Origin of the sequence: Pontibacter populi, from assembly GCF_040278685.1 — a bacterium.
Taxonomy (GTDB): Bacteria; Bacteroidota; Bacteroidia; order Cytophagales; family Hymenobacteraceae; genus Pontibacter; species Pontibacter populi.
Window position 1 is genome coordinate 50,055 of record NZ_JBEOKT010000015.1, and the last position, 20,844, is coordinate 70,898.

At 46.9% G+C, this 20,844-nt stretch carries 17 protein-coding genes; 11 read left to right on the forward strand and 6 right to left on the reverse strand.

Annotated features, from left to right (window positions below; genetic code table 11):
- Positions 1-58: 58 nt before the first annotated feature.
- The 3 genes from infB to rimP form a co-directional block, all read right to left on the reverse strand.
- Complete coding sequence (gene infB / locus ABS362_RS14990) at positions 59-3,109, reverse strand: translation initiation factor IF-2 (protein WP_350413326.1); 3,051 nt, start codon at positions 3,107-3,109, stop codon at positions 59-61.
- A gap of 121 nt (positions 3,110-3,230) precedes the next feature.
- Positions 3,231-4,484 (reverse strand): transcription termination factor NusA, encoded by a 1,254-nt coding sequence (gene nusA / locus ABS362_RS14995; RefSeq protein WP_350413328.1) that lies wholly within the window; start codon positions 4,482-4,484, stop codon positions 3,231-3,233.
- 7 nt (positions 4,485-4,491) lie between these two features.
- On the reverse strand, positions 4,492-4,965 hold the full coding sequence (gene rimP / locus ABS362_RS15000; protein ID WP_350413329.1) for a ribosome maturation factor RimP: 474 nt from the start codon (positions 4,963-4,965) through the stop codon (positions 4,492-4,494).
- A gap of 332 nt (positions 4,966-5,297) precedes the next feature.
- On the opposite strand from rimP, the gene ABS362_RS15005 reads away from it, so the two are divergent.
- The 3 genes from ABS362_RS15005 to ABS362_RS15015 all read left to right on the forward strand — a co-directional run bounded on the left by ABS362_RS15005 (position 5,298) and on the right by ABS362_RS15015 (position 9,017).
- Positions 5,298-6,413 carry an endonuclease/exonuclease/phosphatase family protein gene (locus ABS362_RS15005; RefSeq protein WP_491568582.1) on the forward strand — a complete coding sequence of 372 codons (1,116 nt, stop codon included), beginning with the start codon at positions 5,298-5,300 and terminating at the stop codon, positions 6,411-6,413.
- Positions 6,414-6,517: 104 nt separating this feature from the next.
- Positions 6,518-8,008, forward strand: coding sequence for a cysteine--tRNA ligase (gene cysS / locus ABS362_RS15010; protein WP_350413332.1), 1,491 nt, complete (start codon positions 6,518-6,520; stop codon positions 8,006-8,008).
- A complete protein-coding gene (locus ABS362_RS15015; protein WP_350413333.1) occupies positions 7,998-9,017 on the forward strand; it encodes a M28 family peptidase in 1,020 nt (339 codons plus the stop codon). The genes cysS and ABS362_RS15015 overlap by 11 nt, the downstream gene beginning before the upstream one ends.
- 188 nt (positions 9,018-9,205) lie before the next feature.
- On the opposite strand, the gene ABS362_RS15020 is transcribed toward ABS362_RS15015, so the two are convergent.
- Positions 9,206-9,889 carry a hypothetical protein gene (locus ABS362_RS15020; protein WP_350413334.1) on the reverse strand — a complete coding sequence of 228 codons (684 nt, stop codon included), beginning with the start codon at positions 9,887-9,889 and terminating at the stop codon, positions 9,206-9,208.
- A 173-nt stretch (positions 9,890-10,062) separates the two neighbouring features.
- Between ABS362_RS15020 and ABS362_RS15025 the strand changes: the two genes are divergently transcribed.
- From ABS362_RS15025 to ABS362_RS15055, 7 genes are all read left to right on the forward strand, one after another.
- Positions 10,063-11,364: an amidohydrolase family protein gene (locus ABS362_RS15025; RefSeq protein ID WP_350413336.1), complete on the forward strand. Its 1,302-nt coding sequence runs from the start codon at positions 10,063-10,065 to the stop codon at positions 11,362-11,364.
- Positions 11,365-11,449: 85 nt separating this feature from the next.
- A complete protein-coding gene (locus ABS362_RS15030) occupies positions 11,450-12,664 on the forward strand; it encodes an amidohydrolase family protein (RefSeq protein ID WP_350413338.1) in 1,215 nt (404 codons plus the stop codon).
- Between the two features lie 273 nt (positions 12,665-12,937).
- Positions 12,938-13,996, forward strand: coding sequence for a class I fructose-bisphosphate aldolase (locus ABS362_RS15035; protein ID WP_350413339.1), 1,059 nt, complete (start codon positions 12,938-12,940; stop codon positions 13,994-13,996).
- 158 nt (positions 13,997-14,154) lie between these two features.
- Positions 14,155-15,051 (forward strand): acetyl-CoA carboxylase, carboxyltransferase subunit beta, encoded by an 897-nt coding sequence (accD, locus tag ABS362_RS15040; protein WP_350413393.1) that lies wholly within the window; start codon positions 14,155-14,157, stop codon positions 15,049-15,051.
- 260 nt (positions 15,052-15,311) lie between these two features.
- Positions 15,312-16,070 (forward strand): YiaD family glycine zipper/OmpA-like lipoprotein, encoded by a 759-nt coding sequence (locus ABS362_RS15045; protein WP_350413341.1) that lies wholly within the window; start codon positions 15,312-15,314, stop codon positions 16,068-16,070.
- Between the two features lie 310 nt (positions 16,071-16,380).
- The gene (locus ABS362_RS15050; protein ID WP_350413343.1) at positions 16,381-17,046 is read left to right on the forward strand and encodes a YiaD family glycine zipper/OmpA-like lipoprotein; all 666 of its coding nucleotides are present in this window, start codon (positions 16,381-16,383) and stop codon (positions 17,044-17,046) included.
- 100 nt (positions 17,047-17,146) lie between these two features.
- The gene (locus ABS362_RS15055; RefSeq protein WP_350413345.1) at positions 17,147-17,278 is read left to right on the forward strand and encodes a hypothetical protein; all 132 of its coding nucleotides are present in this window, start codon (positions 17,147-17,149) and stop codon (positions 17,276-17,278) included.
- A 569-nt stretch (positions 17,279-17,847) separates the two neighbouring features.
- Here ABS362_RS15055 and ABS362_RS15060 read toward each other — a convergent pair.
- Complete coding sequence (locus tag ABS362_RS15060) at positions 17,848-18,489, reverse strand: DUF2238 domain-containing protein (protein ID WP_350413346.1); 642 nt, start codon at positions 18,487-18,489, stop codon at positions 17,848-17,850.
- A 125-nt stretch (positions 18,490-18,614) separates the two neighbouring features.
- Here ABS362_RS15060 and ABS362_RS15065 point away from each other — a divergent pair, with 125 nt between their 5' ends.
- Positions 18,615-19,937 carry an alkaline phosphatase D family protein gene (locus tag ABS362_RS15065; protein WP_350413348.1) on the forward strand — a complete coding sequence of 441 codons (1,323 nt, stop codon included), beginning with the start codon at positions 18,615-18,617 and terminating at the stop codon, positions 19,935-19,937.
- A gap of 199 nt (positions 19,938-20,136) precedes the next feature.
- On the opposite strand, the gene ABS362_RS15070 is transcribed toward ABS362_RS15065, so the two are convergent.
- Positions 20,137-20,829 carry an MBL fold metallo-hydrolase gene (locus ABS362_RS15070; RefSeq protein ID WP_350413350.1) on the reverse strand — a complete coding sequence of 231 codons (693 nt, stop codon included), beginning with the start codon at positions 20,827-20,829 and terminating at the stop codon, positions 20,137-20,139.
- Positions 20,830-20,844: the final 15 nt, after the last annotated feature.

The window sequence follows — 20,844 nt, forward strand, 5'->3', positions numbered from 1 at the left end:
AAAGAGAAAGCCCCTGGAAATTTCCAGGGGCTTTCTCTTTTTATGGTTAAAGCTATACTTATAGTGTACGCTTCACTTCTTTTTCAGTGTACGCTTCAATGATATCACCTTCCTGGATATCGTTGTAATTTCTCAGGCTGATACCGCACTCAAAGCCTTGTCTCACTTCCGATACATCGTCTTTGAAACGCTTCAGTGCCAGGATCTCGCCATCCAGTACAACTATACCATCACGTATCAGGCGTACTTTGTTGTTACGCTGTATAGTTCCGTCTGTCACCATACAACCTGCAATAGTACCCACCTTCGTGATCTTGAACACATCGCGCACTTCTGCGTTACCAGTGATCTCTTCTTTCAGGGTAGGAGCAAGCATACCTTCCATGGCATCCTTCACTTCGTTTATCGCATCGTAGATGATAGAGTACAGGCGCACATCAATTTGCTCCTGCTCTGCCAGCTTACGCGCATTCTGCGATGGACGAACCTGGAAACCGATAATGATCGCATCAGAAGCAGATGCAAGCAACACATCAGACTCGGAGATGGCACCCACCCCTTTGTTGATAATGCTAACCTGAACTTCAGGAGTCGATAGTTTTAGTAAGGAGTCAGAAAGTGCTTCAACTGAACCATCCACGTCACCTTTTACGATCACGTTAAGCTCCTTAAATGTACCGATAGCCAGACGACGACCGATCTCATCCAGGGTAATATGTTTACGGGTACGTAAGCTTTGCTCACGCTGTACCTGCGAACGGTTAGATGCAATTTCACGTGCCTCACGCTCCGATTCCATTACCAGGAATTTGTCGCCGGCCTGTGGTGCGCCATCAAGACCCAGTAACTGAACTGGGGTAGATGGGCCTGCTTCTTTCATTTTACGGCCACGGTGGTCGGTCATTGCTTTTACTCTACCGTAGTGAGAACCTGCCAGTACAACATCACCTATTTTCAGGGTACCTGTCTGTACAAGCATAGTTGCTACATAACCACGGCCTTTATCAAGAGCGGCTTCAATAACTGTACCTATAGCGTTCCTGTTCTTGTTGGCTTTTAGTTCCAGTAATTCAGCTTCCAGCAATACTTTTTCCAGCAGGTCGTTTACGCCCTGTCCTGTTTTTGCTGATACTTCCTGAGCCTGGTATTTACCGCCCCATTCTTCAACCAGTATGTTCAGCTGAGCAAGTTCTTCACGAACTTTATCAGGGTTGGCGCCCGGCTTATCTATTTTGTTAAGTGCAATAATAATTGGTACACCGGCTGCCTGTGCGTGGTTGATCGCTTCTTTTGTCTGAGGCATCACCGAGTCGTCGGCGGCTACCACAATAATAACAACGTCCGTTACTTTGGCACCACGGGCACGCATCGCGGTAAAGGCTTCATGACCAGGCGTATCCAGGAAAGTAACCGTACGGCCGCTTTCTGTTTTTACTTTATAAGCACCAATGTGCTGCGTAATACCACCGGCCTCACCGGCAGTTACGTTCGCATCACGTATGTAGTCAAGCAGGGAAGTTTTACCGTGGTCAACGTGACCCATGATCGTAACGATCGGAGCGCGTTCTTCCAGGTCCTCTTCTGCATCGGCCTCTATGTGCTCCAGTGCCTGCTCGTCTTCACTTGTAATGAAGTCAATTCCGTAACCGAACTCATCTGCAATAATAGTAATTGCTTCTGCATCCAGGCGCTGGTTAATTGAAACGAACATGCCAAGCTGCATACACACCTTAATAACATCGTTCACGCTCACGTTCATCAGTGACGCAAGGTCGTTTGCCGATACGAATTCAGTTACACGCAGTGTTTTAGATTCTGCCTGCTCCTGCATTCTGCGTTCTTCGGTAGCATCAGCTATAGCCGAACGTTTCTCACGACGATACTTGGCACGGTTACCACCGCCACCTTTACCACCGCTTAGCTTGGCAAGTGTAGCCTTGATCTGCTCCTGAATTTCCTTATCGGTAACCTCCGCTTTTTCAGGGCGTGGCGTAAATGTTCCGCGTTGCTGGTTTCTGCCACCACCCTGCGGTCGTGGTCCTCCCTGGTGCGGTCCACCGCCTCCATGAGGTCGGCCACCTGCCGGCGTAACCGGGCGCTGGTTCTGGTTCTGGATACTCTGCTGTTGGTTTGGCTGTTGGCCACCACCTTCAGTTGGAACTATAATGCGCTTGCGCTTTTTCTTTTTGCCGCCCTTCCTATCATCGGAAGAGGCTACAGGTTTAGTGCCTTTTCTGCGTGAGCTGTCTGGTAATTCGATCTTGCCCAGTACAGTAAGGCCTTTTAACTGGTCGGCTTTTGCTGTAATTGTTTCTATTGGTCCTTGTTCTTGTTCCGAAGGTTTTTCGGGTGCAGCTGGCGTAGGCTCAGGTGCTTTGGTTTCTGCTGCAGGCTTCGCAGGGGCAGCAGGTGTTGGTGTTGCAGGAGCCGCAGGTTTTTCAGCAACAGGAGGAGCCGGTTGCGCTGGCGCTGGCGTTGCTGGTTTTTCAGCTGCGGGAGCTGGCTTTTCAACTGGTTTTACAGGGGCAGCAGGTTTTTCTTCTGGTGCCGGAGCTGCTGGTTTTTCTGCCACTGGCGCAGGGGCCGGAGCAGGTTTTTCAGCAGCTGGAGCTGGGGCTGGAGCCTCTGGTGCCGGGGCTGGCTTTGGAGCCTGCTTAGGTACCGGGTTTCCTTTTGCATCCAGTTCTATTTTGCCTAATACTTTTATACCTGGCAATTTGGGTTCCGGAGCAGGTGCTGGTGCAGCTGGTGCCGGAGCTTCAGGTGCTTTCGGCTCGGCTGTTTCGCCTTTTGGCTGGTGTACCGTCTTAATAAAGATCTCCTGCTCAGGTTCTGCAGTTTTCTTTACTTCGTGATGGTGACCTTCCGATTCCACAACCTGGTTGGTTTGTGGCTTCTTGCCAATATTAAGCTCTTCTGCCTCTATTTTATCTTTCATAGAGGAAGCGAACTCTTTAGCCAGCATACTGAACTGCTCTGCCGTGATCTTGGTAGTGGGTCTGTTTTCCACGTCAAAACCTTTAGCAGAGAGGTAGTCCACAATGGTAGATGTACCAATGTTCAAAGTAGTTGCAACCTGTTTAAGCCTCCTTGTTTGTTCTTCTGCCATTTTGTTCTAATATGCTGTCTTTTATTCTTAATGTAAATTATTAGTTGCCTGTAAGCAGGTAATGCGGTATGCCCCTCCGCTAATTTCTTTCAAAATTAAGCGAATGGGGCACAACGTACAACTATTGATTGTCTTCTTCTTCCAACTCTTCGCGCAGGATAGCCAGCACGTCGTCGATGGTTTCTTCTTCCAGTTCAGTTCTGCGCAGCAGGTCTTCTTTTGTAACTGCCAGCACACTCTTCGCTGTATCCAGACCAATGCGGCGTAATTCTGCAATTACCCAGTCTTCGATCTCATCTGTAAACTCTTCCAGGCTGATGTCTTCTTCGTACACTTCAGACTCTCTGAATACGTCGATCTCCATATCAACCAAACGGCTTGCAAGCTTAATGTTCTGGCCACCTTTACCGATCGCTAACGATACCTGGTCTGGTTTCAAGAACACCGATACACGCTTGTTTTCCTGGTCTATCTTCATGCTGGTGATCTTAGCCGGGCTAAGGGCACGCTGAATGTATAGTTCCAGGTTATCGGTATAATTAATTACGTCAATGTTTTCGTTCTCAAGCTCACGTACTATACTATGTATACGTGAACCTTTCATACCTACGCAGGCACCAACCGGGTCAATACGGTCGTCAAAAGATTCTACGGCAACTTTAGCACGCTCGCCCGGCTCACGAACGATTTTTTTGATCGCGATAAGTCCATCGAATATTTCAGGTACTTCGTTCTCAAATAAACGCTCCAGGAATGCAGGAGATGTACGTGAAAGGATGATCTTTGGATTACCGTTCACGATCTCAACACGCTGAACAACAGCACGAACTACGTCGCCTTTACGGTAACGGTCCTTTGGTATCTGTTCGTTCTTCGGTATCAGTAGTTCATTTTCGTCCTGGTCCAGCAACAACACTTCGCGGTTCCAAACCTGGTAAACTTCACCGGATATGATCTCGCCTACAAGGTCTTTATACTTCTGGAACAACAGTTCCTTCTCCATGTCCTTGATGCGCTGTATAAGCGTCTGGCGGGCTGTAAGTACAGCGCGGCGACCAAAGTCTTCCAGTTGTATCTCTTCCGATACTTCTTCACCAACCTCAAAGTCTGGCTCTATCTTCTGTGCATCCGATAAGGCGATCTTATCATGATCCCAGATGTCCTCAGAGTTGTCGTCCACGATTTCGCGGTTACGCCATATCTCCAGGTCACCTTTCTCCACGTTCAGGATGATATCAAAGTTCTCGTCGGTACCCCACTTTTTACGGATCATGGTGCGGAACACATCTTCTAGGATACGCATCATGGTCGGGCGGTCTATGTTCTTGAATTTCGCGAATTCAGCGAACGACTCGATCAGGACTGAACTGTTCATTATCTTTTTATTTAAATGATATTACAACATTTGCTTTTACAATCTCCCCGAAAGGTATTTGCACAGGCTCATACGTTGCCTTTTTGCCTTTTTGTTTTATTTCTTCGGTCAGGTTAATTCCGGTTTCGGTTACTTCTTCCAGTTTGCCGGTTTTCTCGGTGCCATCCTGCAGTTTCAGCTTCAGGTTGCGACCTATATTACGGATAAACTGTTTCGGCTGTGTCAGCGGAAAGTCAACACCAGGCGAACTTACTTCTATGGTATAGCTCAGCTCCTCACCGTACTTCTCCTCAATTTTCTTGCTGATACGGCGGCTAAGCGTAGCGCACTGGTCTATCGTAATTCCCTGCTCACCATCGGCCAGCACGGTTACTTTAGGGCGAACCGCTGAATCCGAAACCGTTACATCTACCAGAAACAGGTCGCTATCCGGAAGACTTGCTTCCGCAAACTCGCGTATAGTTGTTGCGCTTAGTGCCATTGTTTACAAGTATAAGAAATAAAGAAGGGGACTTCGTGTCCCCTCATCTCCTGCGAAATAATTTCACAAATTTACAACAAAAACATTATATATACAATACAGTCCGCTAATGGCTGTATTAATTTATAGTTTCCGGCTGTGTTATGGAAGTGTAACTATAGGTATGGAGGGGTAACCTGATTGCCGCTTGCTGAGCAATGTGTTTCTATGCAACAACGGGAAAGTTACTATAGTTCTTAAGAAGTTTTTATAGTTGTGATTTGGTGTTTATGCTATGTCATTTTATGGTTAAGGCATAGTATACATCAAACGTTTCTTTGTATGTTTGTTTCGTGTCTGGCACATTCAAAAAAATAAGGCGCCGTTTTTGGCTCATTTTAAACATCCTCGTTGTGTTCTGGGTGTTGCTGGGTGTACTATGTCTGCGTGTTCCGCCTCATGAGTTCTGGCCGGCTGCCTTTGTTGCGCTGTCGTTGCCGGGGGCACTTATTCTTAACGGGCTTTTCCTGGTTTACTGGCTCATTAAACGGTCTTGGTTTGTAGTACTGCCGCTGCTGGTAATTGTGCTTGGCTGGGGATACTATAGCCGCATGATGGCGTTTAACTTTAGCAGCGGCGAACCTGATGGCGCCAAAACGCTGCAGGTGCTTAGTTATAATGTGCACGTTTTTAATGCCTACACAGATAAAGATGGCGTAGAACGCGAAGCATCGAGCGAGATGATTGACTGGGTAGCCACGCACCCAGCCGATGTGTACTGTTTGCAGGAGTTTTATAGCAACCGGGGCTCCAATACTTATAATACGGTAAGCCGCATTGGTAACCGTTATGACAAGTTTCGCTATTTCTCTGTGTCGTTTGTAGACCGCAACAAGGCTGATATTGGTATCGTGATCTTTACGCGTTATCCTATAGTTGATAAAGGCGTAATTCGCTTCGGGGAGTCTAACCATAACCGTGCTATCTGGGCCGATATAAACGTGAAAGGAGATACGGTCCGCATCTATACGGCCCACCTGCAATCTATGAGCATCAAGTCGCAGGACATCGAGAATACGTATTCGGCTATTGGTGATGAGGCAAGCTTTAAAAAAGAAGGACGCAACCTGGCGCGCCGCCTGAAAAAGGGTTTTATAGCCCGCGGGCACCAGGCTGAAAAACTACTGGAACATATTAACGAGTCTCCTTACCCGGTTATAGTGTGCGGCGACTTTAACGATATACCAACAAGCTATACTTACAACCAACTGGCGCGTACCCTGGAGAATGCGTTTGTAAAAGCTGGCACTGGCGTAGGAGCAACGTATAACGGACCTTTGCCTTTCTTACGCATCGATAACCAGTTTTACAGTGAAGGGTTACGGGCGATAGAATTTAAAACACATTACGAGATGGGCCTTTCCGATCATTTCCCGATATCGGCCAAATATGTGCTGGAAGAAGAGTAAGGTTAGGACTTGGAAGGCAATCTTTTTAATTTTGAACTATAAACCGGCCACTATTGGCTGATCAAACTATAAAGTGCGGTGCCGCTGGTGCCTGAACTTATACTATGCCACAGAAACTGAACCTCTATAATACGCTTACACGCAAGAAGGAAGTATTTGAACCGCTGCACGCTCCGTTTGTGGGTATGTACCTGTGCGGGCCAACTGTTTACGGCGAGCCGCATTTAGGCCATGCCCGTAGCGCCGTTACCTTCGATGTGCTGTATCGTTACCTCAAATACCTGAAATATAAGGTGCGTTTTGTGCGCAACATTACCGACGTTGGACACCTGCAGAACGATGCCGACGAAGGGGAAGATAAGATCGAGAAAATTGCCAAAGCGCAGAAACTGGAGCCGATGGAAGTAGTGCAGCACTATACCAATGTATATCACCGCGACCTCGAAAAACTAAACACCTTATCTCCGGACATCGAACCACGTGCATCGGGCCATATCATTGAGCAGATAGAGATGATAAAGGAGATACTGGAAAACGGCTTTGCTTACGAAGTGAACGGGTCAGTATACTTTGATGTGCCGGCTTACAATAAGGACCACAACTATGGCAAGCTGTCGGGCAGAATTATAGAAGACCTGCTGAGCAACACCCGCGATACGGAAGGGCAGGGCGAAAAACGATCTCCGCTGGATTTTGCACTCTGGAAAAAAGCTTCCCCGTCGCATATCATGCGCTGGCCTTCGCCGTGGAGCGATGGTTTCCCGGGATGGCATCTGGAGTGCTCGGCCATGAGCAGAAAATACCTGGGCGAGAACTTTGACATACATGGAGGCGGACTGGACCTGATGTTCCCGCACCACGAATGCGAGATAGCGCAGAGCCAGGCTAGCCACAGCCACTCGGATGCTGCCAAATACTGGGTTCATAACAACATGATCACAGTGAACGGGCAGAAGATGGGTAAATCGCTGGGTAACTTTATAAACCTGAGCGAATTGTTTAGCGGCAACCACGAGATGCTGGAGCAGGCCTACAGCCCGATGACGATCCGCTTCTTTATTCTGCAGGCGCACTATAGAAGTACCCTGGATTTTAGTAACGAAGCACTACAGGCAGCACGAAAAGGCTACACAAAGCTAATGAACGGACTGCGTGTGCTGGAGAAGATGCAGTACCCGGAAGAAGGTGTTGCACCGGACGAAAAGCTGAACGAAGAACTGCTGAAACTGACTGAAGACTGCTTCCGTGGACTGGATGATGACATGAACACCGCACGAACTATAGCTTCGCTGTTCAACTTGCTTAAAAAAGTGAACAGTTTATACCTAGGTCAGCTGCAGATCGGGAATCTCACACGTGGAACATTTGATACCATAAGAGAAACTTACCGTACGCTGGTGCTAGATATATTGGGCCTGAAAGAAGAACCGCTCGGCGATCAGGAAGAAATGCTAAGCTTAGTGCTGACGTTCTATAAAGAAGCGAAGGAATCTAAGGATTACGATAAAGTAGATGCCATTCGCGCTGAACTGAAGAAGCAGGGTATTGTAATTAAAGATTTAAAAACCGGTATTGACTGGGCTTATGAAGAATAAATTGAACCTGATAGCTATACTTTTCTGCGGTACGCTGGCACTTTATAGTTGCGACTCAGCAGAGAAAGGCGCGCAGCAGGAAACCACTGTAAACGAAACTGAAACCGAACCGGCAGGAGTGAAAGCACCGGAATTTAATGCTGATTCTGCTTACAAGTTTGTAGCAAAGCAGGTAGCTTTTGGTCCGCGTGTGCCAAACACAGAGCCGCACAAAGCTACCGGCGACTGGATCATCAGTAAGTTAAAAGAATATGGTGCTAAGGTAGAAGTGCAGGAGTTTCAGATGCGTGCTTATGATGGCACTATGCTGAACCTGCGTAACATTATAGCATCCTATAACCCGGAGGCTGGTACGCGCATTATGCTGGCCGCTCACTGGGATACCCGCCCGTATGCCGATAAAGACACTAACAACCAGAAAAAGCCAATAGACGGTGCTAACGATGGTGGAAGTGGTGTAGCGGTACTGCTGGAAATTGCCAGAACACTACAAGCCGCGCAGCAGAAACCGGATGTGGGTGTAGACCTGTTCTTTTTTGACGGGGAAGACTATGGCCAGCCGGACGACAGCGAATTACCTTACAAGGATGACACCTGGTGCTTAGGTTCGCAATACTGGAGTCGCAACAAGCATAACCCGAACTATACCGCCAAGTATGGTATACTGCTGGACATGGTAGGAGCCAACAACGCTCGGTTTGCCCGCGAAGGAACCTCTATGCAGTATGCTAAAAATATAGTTGATAAAGTGTGGAAGGCAGGCAACAAGCTAGGCTATTCGGATTACTTTAAATATGTAAATGCCCCTGCCATTACTGACGATCACTCATATATCAACGCTATTGCCAAGATCCCGATGATCGATATTATAGAGTACAATATGAGCAGTATTGATGGCGACTATTTCGGAGATTACCACCACCGCCACTCCGACAGCATGTCCATCATCAGCCCGAAAACACTGAAAGCCGTGGGGCAAACAGTGCTGCATGTGGTGTATAATGAGTAGTAACGTAACTATAGCGAACTATAATAAAGGACATTCTTAAAAGGGTGTCCTTTTTTTGTGGGTGTGAGCTTTAGATTTATAGTTGTTAATTCTCCGCAGATTTGCGGAGAATAGGGTTTGTATTCACCGCATAGTCTTTATATGTAACTGGTTAAACTATGAAAGGACGCATCAAACGTATCTCTTTTTTATTCCTGCATAATCTGAGGTTGTATCAGGTTGTCTTTGGCGAGTTGATTTATAGTTAGCTCGGCCAGTTTCTCAGCGGCTTTACGCATACTCGATGGGCTATGTGAGTGCGACTGTGCAGACCAGACCAAGGCATCGTTCTCTACACCATAAAGATTGGTTTCGAGGTAATAGATCTTGTCTTCGGTATAGTAGCCGGGTTCGTACAGGATAGGTTGCCAGTAAGTATAGTATCTCCGGAAGTTGCCATACCAGGAAAAATACGTAACCGGACGGTAGCCAACATTGCTCGGCACATAACGGGTTTCTGTTTCTTCGTCTACTAGCGCAACAGTCAGTACGGCATCGTAGTCTGCGCCGCGCATCTTCTCTAACAGCAAGTTTACATCAGGGCCCTCCTTAGTGGCACCGGTTGGCGGAAAAATATCGATGCTTTTGGTAGCTTTTATGCCGCGTTGCAACAGCTGGTTCTGCATGTCTTTTTCCACTTCCTGGCGGGCAAGTATATTCTCGGTAAGGGCCGCAACTACAATATTGTTATAGGTTTTTCCGGTTGCTTCGGGGCTTTTCCAGGAGCCGGTAAGTTGGGTTGAGGAGACGCAGGCGTAAACTATAAATGCGAGGGAAACTATAGTTAGTGTCGGTGGGAGCTTGTGGTGCGCAAAATTCTTTCTAGTTCTCATAGCGGTAAGATAGATAGTGTATTAATAATAACGATTTTGGTTTTGTTTAGATGTTGCGGGAGAAGTGAGAACTATAGTTGCTGCCCGACCGGGAAATGTTTTTAAATGCAGGTTAAAATGTTTAAGTTAAAGGTGTTAAAAACTAACCTGATCTATACCTCAACTTAAACCTGATGAGAAAGAATAAACTGTTGCTTGCAGCGCTTGGCCTGTCCGGCTTTTTGCTGACCGGCAACGCCTTTGCCCAGGAACAACCGCATGTGTTCAAAAATGCCCGCATTATTCCTATAGCCGGCAAACCCATAGAAAATGGCGTGCTGGTGGTGCAACATGGCAAAATAACAGCCGTTGGCGCTGCCAGCGATGTGAAAATACCCAAAGGAGCCACCGAATTTGACCTAACTGGTAAAGTACTGATGCCGGGTTTGGTAGATACGCACTCACATTTGGGCGAAGGTGCTGGTGCTGATGCATCTGCTCCGTTGCAACCCGATGTGCGCATTATAGATGGCATTAACCCGATCAGCGATTCGTTTAAGCGTGCTTTGGCCGGCGGAATAACAACCGTAAACGTAATGCCGGGCTCGGGCCACCTGATGAGCGGGCAGACCGTGTACCTTAAAATGCGCGAAGGCAACACGATTGGCGATCTTACTTTTTGCGAGGATGTGACCAACGGCATCTGTGGCGGCATGAAAATGGCCAACGGTACAAACCCCATGAAGGCAAATCCTTTTCCGGGTACGCGTGCTAAGTCGGCGGCTATGGCAAGGCAATTATTTTTAGATGCTCAGCAATACCAAAGCAAGATAAAAGCAGCCAAAGGCAAAGCCGATAAAATGCCGGAGCGCAAAGCAAACCTAGACCCAATGGTAGAGATACTGGAGGGCAAGCGCATTGTGCATTTCCATACACACCGCTACGACGATGTACTGACCGCACTTAGATTACAGAAAGAATTTGGCTTTAAGATGGTATTGCACCACGTAAGCGAAGCCTGGAAAGCAGCCGACGAAATTGCCAAAGCCGGTATTCCTGCCTCCATTATCACCCTGGATTCTCCGGGCGGTAAATCGGAAGCCGTGGAGGTGAGAAATAGCAACGGCGCTGTGCTGGAAAAAGCAGGTGTACTCACTGCTTTCCATACCGATGATGGCATTACCGATTCAAGGTTATTTATGCGAAGTGCAGCCTTGGGTGTGCGTGCCGGTATGAGTCGCGAAAAAGCCCTGGAAGCGCTGACTATAGCCGGTGCCAAAATGCTGGAACTGGATAACCGCGTTGGCTCCCTGGAGAAAGGCAAAGATGCTGATTTTATAGTTCTGAATGGCGAGCCGTTCAGTGTGTACACAACTATAGAACAGACTTGGGTAGAAGGTAAAAAGCGCTTCGACATCAGCAACCCTGAAGACAAAAAGTTTGCGACCGGTGGCTACAATACCTACCAGACCGATGTTCATTATCACACGCATTAATAAGTAAGAGTTTAAGAGTGATGAGTCAGAGAGTTTATTCCTATAATCTCGACTTATACTGAATCAACTTCTGAGAAGAACCAACATGAAAAAACATATAAAAATAGCAGCGGCTATAGTTGCGGGCCTGGCTATAGTTGGCGCCAGACAGGTGCAGGCACAGATAGCTGTTAAAGGCGAAACGGTTTATACCATGGCCGGCACGCCTATCAAGAATGGTGTTGTGCTTATAAAAGATGGCAAAATTGAGGCCGTAGGAGCTAACCTGCAGGTGCCGCAGAACTATAAGGTCTATAACGCCAAAGTGGTAACGCCCGGTTTTGTAGATGCCCACACTTCGGTTGGGTTAGCCGGTATTTACAACGTGCCTGCCGACCAGCAGCAACTCGAGAAAACATCACCCGTACAGCCTGAGCTTCGCGCTATAGATGCCTATAACCCCAACGAGGAACTGATAATCTGGGTGCGCAGCCATGGCGTTACAACTATAAACACGGGGCATGCTCCAGGCGCATTGGCCAGCGGAAAGCTAATGGCGTTAAAAACTTCTGCTGATGGTTTCAATAACCTGCTCGATACGACAACGATGGTGGCTTTTACAGTAGGAAATTCGGTGGCTGATAACTATAACTCACCAAAAACTACGGCAAAAGGTATTGCTATGCTTCGCTCGGAGTTACAGGCGGCACAGGCTTACGCTAAAAAATCGGGTAACAAGGATGCCTCCAAGCGCCCCGACCGTAACCTGAAAATGGAGACATTAAGTGAAGTGCTCTCCGGAAAATACAAGGCATTAGTTACAGCCAACAAAGCCCAGGATATAATGGCAGCGCTGCGCCTGGCAAAAGAGTTTAACCTGGACATGGTGCTGGATGGTGCTTCGGAAGGTTACTTGTTAGTAGATGAGATAAAGGCCGCCGGTATTCCGGTTATAGTTCACCCGACTATGGCGCGGGCTTACGGCGAAAACAAAAATATATCTTTCGAAACAGCAGCTATACTTGCCAAAGCCGGTATTCCGGTAGCCATACAAAGTGGTTTTGAGGCCTATGTGCCAAGGGCGCGTGTGTTGTTGTTTGAGGCAAGTGTGGCCGTAGCAAATGGCATGAAACCGGAACAGGCACTGGCCGCGCTAACTATAGCTCCATCCAAAATAATTGGCCAGGACAAACGCATTGGCTCTCTGGAGAAAGGCAAAGATGCCGACATCGTGTTATTTGACGGAGATCCGTTTGAGTATACCTCGCATGTTTGCACTGTACTGGTGGATGGCAAAGTAGTAAGCGAAACTTGTATGTAGAAGCCCGCAACTATAGGTTCTCAAACTATAGATAACGATGTGCAGCGCCTGACTAAAATTTTAGTCAGGCGCTGTTTTTTATAGTAACTTTTTTGTGCCTGCAAAGTAAGTGTTGGGTGTTCTGATGGGCTTGTCTGTGTTATAAAAATTACCCATCCTAGAGTTTATAATCTGAAACAGAAAGCAGTCCAAAAGAATATTAAAAATATATATCCCTTGCTATATTTGTATCACCAAATCTAAAGTGTCTCTATCACAAAATTTTAAAGACAAATGAATTACGATAACATCGTTTCTTTACTTGGTTCTGAAGGAGAAAGCCTGCTTCAGTATGAAAGCAAAACAATCTCAAAAGAGCAGCTGCACGCGCCGGGCCCGGACTTCGTGGACAGAATTTTTGCTCAGAGCAACCGCAGCCCACAGGTATTGCGCAGCCTGCAGCAGCTGTTTGACCATGGCCGTTTAGGTGGCACGGGTTACCTGTCTATCCTGCCGGTTGACCAGGGCATAGAGCACACTGCCGGTGCATCGTTCGCGCCAAACCCAATTTATTTCGATCCTGAGAACATCATTAAGCTGGCTATGGAAGGTGGTTGCAACGCGGTTGCCACAACGTTCGGTAATCTGGCCATGATGTCCAGAAAATATGCGCACAGAATTCCGTTCATCGTAAAAATTAACCACAACGAGCTGCTGACTTACCCTAACAAGTTCGACCAGATCATGTTCGGTTCTGTGGATGAGGCCTGGAACCTGGGTGCAACTGCTGTTGGTGCAACTATATACTTTGGTTCTGAAGAATCTTCTCGCCAGATAATGGAAGTAGCGGAGGCATTTGAAAGAGCACACCAGTTAGGTATGGCAACTATACTTTGGTGCTATGCACGTAACAACGCCTTCAAAAAAGATGGTGTAGATTACCACGTAGCTGCCGACATTACAGCGCAGGCTAACCACCTGGGCGTAACTATACAGGCCGACATCATCAAACAGAAACTTCCGGAGAATAACGGTGGCTTTACAGCTATCAACTTTGCGAAGTCGCATAAGGCGATGTACGAAAAGCTGACTACCGATAACCCGATCGATCTGGCGCGTTACCAGGTGGCCAACTGCTATATGGGCCGTGCCGGTCTGATCAACTCTGGTGGTGAGTCTAAGGGCGAGTCTGACCTGGCAGATGCTGTGCGTACAGCTGTTATTAATAAGCGTGCGGGCGGCATGGGCTTAATTTCTGGCCGTAAAGCGTTCCAGAAAGACATGAAAGTTGGTGTGGAGTTACTGAACGCCATACAGGACGTATATCTGAATAACGAGATTACATTAGCTTAATTTGTAGCAGAACTGCTGATAATTACATAATTTTGTGACCTGCCTTTTGTAAAGCTCTCCGGAGACCTGAAAGGCAGGTCATTTTTTTGATGTACCCGGCCGGTTGGCTGCAAGTATTTTATCACATTTTATGTGCCTGGCGCACGCTTTAAACTATGATGCCTTGGTTTAAAAGAGTAGAAAAAGGAATCCATACCCCTACAGAGGAGAAAAAGGAAACACCGGACGGGTTGTGGTATAAGTGCCCTAGCTGCAAAGCTGTAAGTAGCATGGCAGAGCACCGCAAAAATTTAAGCACCTGCGTTAAGTGTAATCATCACGATCGCATTGGCTCTAAAGAGTATTTTGCCATCCTTTTCGACAACAACGAGTTTACGGAACTGGATGCCAACCTTACTTCCGGCGACCCGCTGGACTTTGTGGACTCTAAGCCGTACCCGAATCGTATAGTTGCTACCCAGAAATCGACAGGCCTGAAAGATGCTGTGCGCAGCGCTTACGGTAAAATGAATGGCCGCGAGATCACTATCTCCTGTATGGACTTCAACTTTATTGGTGGTTCTATGGGCTCGGTGGTAGGAGAGAAGATAGCCCGCGCCATTGACCACGCCCGCAAAACACGCACACCGTTCATGATGATCTCGAAATCGGGTGGTGCACGAATGATGGAGGCCGGCTTCTCGCTGATGCAGATGGCTAAAACGTCCGCTAAACTGGCATTACTTTCAGAAGAAGGCCTGCCTTATATTTCCATGCTGACTGACCCGACTACCGGAGGTGTAACGGCATCGTATGCTATGCTGGGTGACTTTAACATTGCTGAGCCAGGTGCGTTGATCGGTTTTGCCGGCCCGCGTGTAATTAAAGAAACAATTGGTAAAGACCTGCCAAAAGGTTTTCAGAGTGCAGAGTTTGTACTGGAGCACGGCTTCCTGGACTTTATAGTTGACCGCAAAGAGCTGAAAGATAAACTGACGAACCTGCTGAGCATGGTTTGCGAGAAAGATGCTGATAATGCTAAGATTAAAACACGCAAAGCAACCAAAGCATCGTAATAAACTGAAATATAAAGTTTTAAAGCCTGCCATTAGTTGTAATGGCAGGCTTTTTTATTGACAATAATGGTAATGTGAGGTTTATATATTTAAAAAGCTAAATATTTTTAGCTCTTACTTGTATAGTTTTAAGGATTATGGGCGTTTGTGTAAAGCTGGCACTTGTATTGCAATAGGCTTTGCAGGCGCAGGCCAGTAAATTTAAATTATCATAAACAGTACAATTACCGTAAACCAAACCTTTACCAATTTTAAGAAACATGAAAGCTTTAAAATTATCATTAACCTCGTTTCTAGCTGCAGCTATGCTGTTCACGTCTTGCCAGAGCACACGTCCGACAGCTGATAACTCAGGTACAACTACAGAAACTTCCCAAACAGGTACACAAACAACAGATACCTCTGATAAAAAAGGAATGAATAAAACTACCAAAGGCGGTATTATAGGAGCCGGCTCTGGTGCTGTTATTGGTGGTATCATCGGTAACAAAATGGGTAACACTGCTGCAGGTGCTATTATTGGTGCTGCAGTAGGTGGTGCAACAGGCGCCGTAATTGGTCGCCGTATGGACAAGCAGGCTGAAGAGCTTGAGAAGAGCATGGAAAATGCAAACGTAGAGCGTGTAGGCGAAGCGATCCGTATCAACTTTGATTCTGGTATCCTTTTCCAGACGAACTCTGCTGAGTTAAGTGCATCTGCCAAGCAGGACATTGCAAAGCTTGCCCAGACACTGAAAGAGTATGAAGGTACCAACGTAATTATTGAAGGTCACACTGACAATACCGGTAGCTACGAACTGAACCAGAAATTATCTGAGCGCCGTGCGCAGTCTGTATTAAACTATGCAAAAAGCGTAGGTGTTGATGGATCGCGTTTACAGGCTAAAGGTTATAGCTACGACCAGCCAATTGCTGATAACAGCACAGTTGCAGGCCGTACGCAGAACCGTCGTGTAGAGATCATCATTATCGCGAACGAAGAGATGAAAAAAGCTGCCGAGAGCGGTGAAATAAAGTAAAACTATAAACTATAGTTGCCTTACAGAGCGCCTGTCAGCTTCGGTTGGCAGGCGCTCTTTTTTGTATAGTTTTTTACCCTGTAAACCAGTATGTACACTTTATTTAAAAACCTGTTAAATATTTTGGTCGTTAAAGTATACTATATTGACTATATAAAATGGTAATAATCAAGAAGGTATATAGTTTGCTGGTTATTTGCTGTTTTAAAGGCCACTATAAAGTGAGTACAATGCCGGAACATTTTTAAAAATAAGCAGTATGAAGCTTTGAATCTCACGATTCGTAAATCAGAACTAAAATAGAATGCATATGAAAAGTATCAGAATTTATTTATCCATTTTTGCCATCATCGGTTTGCTATTTACATCTTGTAATGCCAGCAGAACGGCTAAAGGTGGTGCAATTGGTGCCGGTGCCGGCGCTGTGGTTGGTGGTGTAATTGGTAAAGCTGCCGGTAACACTGCGGCAGGTGCTATTATTGGTGCTGCCGTTGGTGGTACAACTGGTGCGCTTATTGGCCGTCACATGGACAAGCAGGCAGAAGAACTGCAAAGAGACCTTGAAAATGCCAAAGTAGAGCGTGTTGGTGAAGGTATCAAGATCACGTTTAACTCTGGTATCCTGTTCGCTACAAACTCGGATGCGTTGCAGTCTAACGCACAGACAGAGATCGCACAACTTGCCACTACACTTAAGAAATACGAAGACACGAACATCCTAATAGAAGGCCACACCGATAACACCGGTACACGTGAGCTGAACCAGGCGTTGTCTGAACGTCGTGCTGAGTCTGTAGCCAGCTACTTATCTGGCCAGGGTGTAAGCCGCAACCGTATGACTACCCAGGGATATGCCTTTGACCAGCCAATTGCTGATAACAGCACTGCAGCAGGTCGTCAGCAGAACCGTCGTGTAGAGATCGCAATTTTCGCGAACGAGAAGATGAAGAAAGCCGCTGAGCGTGGCGAATTATAATACTTGATTAAAGTGTAATTTTGGTGATTTTTTCAGCCGCACTTTCGGGTGCGGCTGTTTTTTTCGCCAGGCACTTCCCCTTATTTTTCAGTAATTTTTTATGAGACTATATTTAAAAATGGCTTTTCTGAGTGCAGCCATTTCGCTTGTGTTTAGCGCCTGTGAGCGCATGAGCCAAAGTAACTTACAACTTAGCCAGCAAGCGCTGGTTACTAACCCGGTTGTAAAATAATATTCAACTGCTGTATGTAAGTTGGGAGAAGGAGAAGCGCAGGCTTCTCCTTTTTTTATTTGGATCAGGGTTGTCAGGATCAAGCTATAGTTTATAGTTACCATCTTCTGCTGGCGCGAGTATCAGACTCGTGACTAATTATCGTGTTGAGTCTCCCGACTCAACTGGCCCGGGAGGGACAAGGCTAGTAGTAGCTCTGGCTATAGTTTTATAGTTACCGTGATCAAACCACCCCCAACCCCTCCTTGTCTAAGGCGGGGAGCTTTGCTGGCTGTTACCATAGTTAGATTTATAGTTTTATAGTTGGGGATTTAACACCCCTATTGAGCTATGCTCGCAAGTTTCGAACTCCCGTTCTCACTTGTCCTCAAGGGGATACTTCTGCTATTGCTATAGTTGGATTTATAGTTTCATAGCCACAGCCTCTCGAGCGGACAGGTCGCGACCTGTCCCTACAGGATCGGATTGTAGAGACGCAATACTTTGCGTCTTGTTACGGGTTGTAAGCAGCTTCAACTATAGAACAATTAAGATCACTCGGCTGACGCTCGGGGTGACGATAGAGAAATCTACCCTCTAACCTTACGAACAAGAAACGTGACACTGATAGTAATTACACTTCCCAAAAAGCCTAAACCGATGTCTTTCTGGGCATCCCAGATGTCACCTTGCATCCCCAGGAAATCCATGCCTTGTTCGGTGCCATTGTAAAGGAGGTCGGCTACTGCCCATTCAGCTAACTCATAAACAGCTCCTAACGACAGGACCAGCTCTATCGGTAACAGGTAACTCAAGATCAGATTCAGGTTGAAACCGCGTAAAAGCACTTCGTGGATGGGGTAGGAAAGAAGCAAGCCGAAGCCGAGGTGTACCAGGCGGTCGTAGTGGTTGCGGGAGTGGTTTAACTGGTGCTGCAGCCATTCGCCGAAGGGATTCTCGGAGTACTGGTACTGGCTGCCGAATACATGTAACAGCAGGAACAGGAAGATCAACGTGTAGCTGGTATCGGAAAACCGGAAGATGTTGTAGAAAGCAACCAGGAATATCAGCAGCGATAAGGTGAGGATGTTCTCGGTTAGCCAGTTTGTAAGGTCGGGTGTGGAAAGCGCAGAATAAAGCCAGAAAACCAGGAACATACTGATGTACGCCATGTGCAGCGGTTGCCTCAGAAAAGGTTTACGAACTATAGTTTGCCTGGTGGTTACGGTCATGTGTTAGGAGCAGGTTCTGCTTTGTGCTTAAAACTAATACCTGTGTTTTTACAATTTTGATGCAGGGCGTGTATCTTTGGGAGTTAACTTACAGGCAAACTATAGTTGCTTTAAATATCAGAATTATGAAATTACGATTACTGGCAGTGCTGTACCTTATGTGCTGGAGCCTTACCGCTGTAGCCCAGGAAAAATATTTGCAGGCTGGCCCGATGGTGGGTTACTCCGAAATGCGGGAAGTAAAACTATGGGTGCAGACCAAAGAACCGGCAAAAGTGAAGATAAAGTACTGGGCAAAAGATAACCCTGATAAAGTTTTCGCTACTTCGGAAATAAAGACTATAGCTGAAGAGGCACACGCTACGCACTTAATTGCTGATAAAGTAGAGCCGGGCAAAAGCTATAGTTACGAACTGTACATCAACAACAAAAAAGTAAAACGCAACTACCCTTTAGAGTTTAAGACGCAGGAACTATGGCAGCACCGCAAAGATGCTCCTGATTTTACGTTTGCCGTGGGCAGCTGCTTTTACGTGAACGACACGCCTTACGACCGCCCGGGCAAACCATATGGTAACACCAATTTCGAGATCTTGACATCGATAACCCAGAAGAAGCCGGACTTTATGCTTTGGATCGGCGATAACACGTACCTGCGCGAACCGGACTGGAATACTAAAACAGGGATACAATACCGTTACACGCATACGCGCTCAGTTCCTGAACTGCAGCCACTATTGGGTTCAACGCACAACTATGCCATCTGGGATGACCACGATTACGGCCCGAATAACTCCGACCGCAGCTTCTGGGAAAAAGACCTGACCCTGGATGCTTTTAAAACTTTCTGGGCGAACCCGAACTATATTTTTGAAGATGCAGGAATAACCGGGACCTTCCATTGGAACGATGTGCAGTTTTTCCTGATGGATGACCGCTGGTTTAAAAGCCCGAACTCCAGAACAACCGACAAAGCTTACTTAGGCGAAGCGCAGCTTAACTGGCTGATAGATGCCTTGCACAGCAGCTCGGCTACGTTTAAGGTTATTTGTGTGGGCGGGCAGGTACTGAACCCGGCCGAAGAAAAGGAGAACTATAGCAACCACCCGCAGGAGCGCCAGAAGTTGTTAGATGCCATTGCGAAAGCCAAAATTAAGGGTGTGATTTTTATGGATGGCGACCGCCACTTTACTGAACTTACCAAACTGGATCGCGAAGGCACTTACCCGCTTTACGACTTCACCATATCTCCACTTACAGCCGGTGTGTCTAACCCGAAAGATGAACCAAATACGTTGCGCGTGCCGGGCACGCTGGTTCGCGAGCATAACTTCGGGTTGGTTAGCGTATCGGGTCCGGCAACAGACCGTGCTTTTAAAGTAACCATCTATAACGCTAAAGGTGCCGAGATCTGGCAGAAAGAGATAAAAGCTTCGGAGCTGAAGTAAACTATAGTTGATGCCCTCGCTCGCCTCTGGCGAGTGTGTGTTACCTGCGGACTCTGGCCGCTTTAAACTATAGTTTATAGTGTCCTCAATGTTTACCTTGCTGTGTAACCATAGATTTAATTAACGTGTCGGGACGCCACATGTAACACACACTCGCGGGACGCGAGCGAGGGCAATGAAACTATAAGCCAACTATAGTCTAAGCCATAAAATCAGGTTCGTAAAAAACCAGTCGTACCGGGTTATCCAGTGGGTTTTGGGTTGGGTCGCAGTGGTAACCGAAGACTTCGTAATTGGTAAGGTAAGGCAGCAGTTTTTTGTAGAAGGTGTGGCCGGTGTTTTCGGCGTTAAAGGTTATCTCATGAAACACACAGGTGCGCAGCGGGTTCATCTTATCCAGCCTGTCGAAAAGTGTTTCGGGTTTACCCAGGTCTCCGGAGTAAGCAATGCGGTTCCCGCCTTCATCAAACACAAACGCATAGGTTTGCATGCCTTCAGAGTGCTGGCCAAACGTGTCGATGGCGTTAATGCCTGTAAACTGCTCCAGGGGTACAAACTCAGCGTATTTATCGGGGTCTTTTACCTGTGGCTCCAATATGGAAAAGAGTTGCTGCTTAAAGGGTTCGGAAGGGTAAAGGATAACTGGTCTTGGGGCTTTTTCGATGATGCTTTTGTAGAGCAGCAAGGTTGGCAGGCTACCAATGTGGTCGTTGTGCAGGTGTGTCAGCATAATATGGCCCACCTTGGTTATCAGGTTTTTGTGAACCAGCGCCGGGAAAACGGTAAAGCCGCAATCAATCAGGATATTTTTCTCCCTGAACCTGAGCAAGGCTGCCGAGTTCAGGTAATCTACATCAAATGCGCCGCCGGTCCCTAAAAATTTTGTCTGCATACAAAGTCTGTTCGT

Excerpts from the sequence above, each read along its gene's own strand:
- infB (WP_350413326.1), bottom strand. The coding sequence starts at position 3,109 with ATGGCAGAAGAACAAACAAGGAGGCTTAAACAGGTTGCAACTACTTTG.
- nusA (WP_350413328.1), bottom strand. The coding sequence starts at position 4,484 with ATGAACAGTTCAGTCCTGATCGAGTCGTTCGCTGAATTCGCGAAATTC.
- rimP (WP_350413329.1), bottom strand. The coding sequence starts at position 4,965 with ATGGCACTAAGCGCAACAACTATACGCGAGTTTGCGGAAGCAAGTCTT.
- cysS (WP_350413332.1), top strand. The coding sequence starts at position 6,518 with ATGCCACAGAAACTGAACCTCTATAATACGCTTACACGCAAGAAGGAA.
- ABS362_RS15015 (WP_350413333.1), top strand. The coding sequence starts at position 7,998 with ATGAAGAATAAATTGAACCTGATAGCTATACTTTTCTGCGGTACGCTG.
- ABS362_RS15020 (WP_350413334.1), bottom strand. The coding sequence starts at position 9,889 with ATGAGAACTAGAAAGAATTTTGCGCACCACAAGCTCCCACCGACACTA.
- ABS362_RS15025 (WP_350413336.1), top strand. The coding sequence starts at position 10,063 with ATGAGAAAGAATAAACTGTTGCTTGCAGCGCTTGGCCTGTCCGGCTTT.
- ABS362_RS15030 (WP_350413338.1), top strand. The coding sequence starts at position 11,450 with ATGAAAAAACATATAAAAATAGCAGCGGCTATAGTTGCGGGCCTGGCT.
- ABS362_RS15035 (WP_350413339.1), top strand. The coding sequence starts at position 12,938 with ATGAATTACGATAACATCGTTTCTTTACTTGGTTCTGAAGGAGAAAGC.
- accD (WP_350413393.1), top strand. The coding sequence starts at position 14,155 with ATGCCTTGGTTTAAAAGAGTAGAAAAAGGAATCCATACCCCTACAGAG.
- ABS362_RS15045 (WP_350413341.1), top strand. The coding sequence starts at position 15,312 with ATGAAAGCTTTAAAATTATCATTAACCTCGTTTCTAGCTGCAGCTATG.
- ABS362_RS15050 (WP_350413343.1), top strand. The coding sequence starts at position 16,381 with ATGAAAAGTATCAGAATTTATTTATCCATTTTTGCCATCATCGGTTTG.
- ABS362_RS15055 (WP_350413345.1), top strand. The coding sequence starts at position 17,147 with ATGAGACTATATTTAAAAATGGCTTTTCTGAGTGCAGCCATTTCGCTT.
- ABS362_RS15060 (WP_350413346.1), bottom strand. The coding sequence starts at position 18,489 with ATGACCGTAACCACCAGGCAAACTATAGTTCGTAAACCTTTTCTGAGG.
- ABS362_RS15065 (WP_350413348.1), top strand. The coding sequence starts at position 18,615 with ATGAAATTACGATTACTGGCAGTGCTGTACCTTATGTGCTGGAGCCTT.
- ABS362_RS15070 (WP_350413350.1), bottom strand. The coding sequence starts at position 20,829 with ATGCAGACAAAATTTTTAGGGACCGGCGGCGCATTTGATGTAGATTAC.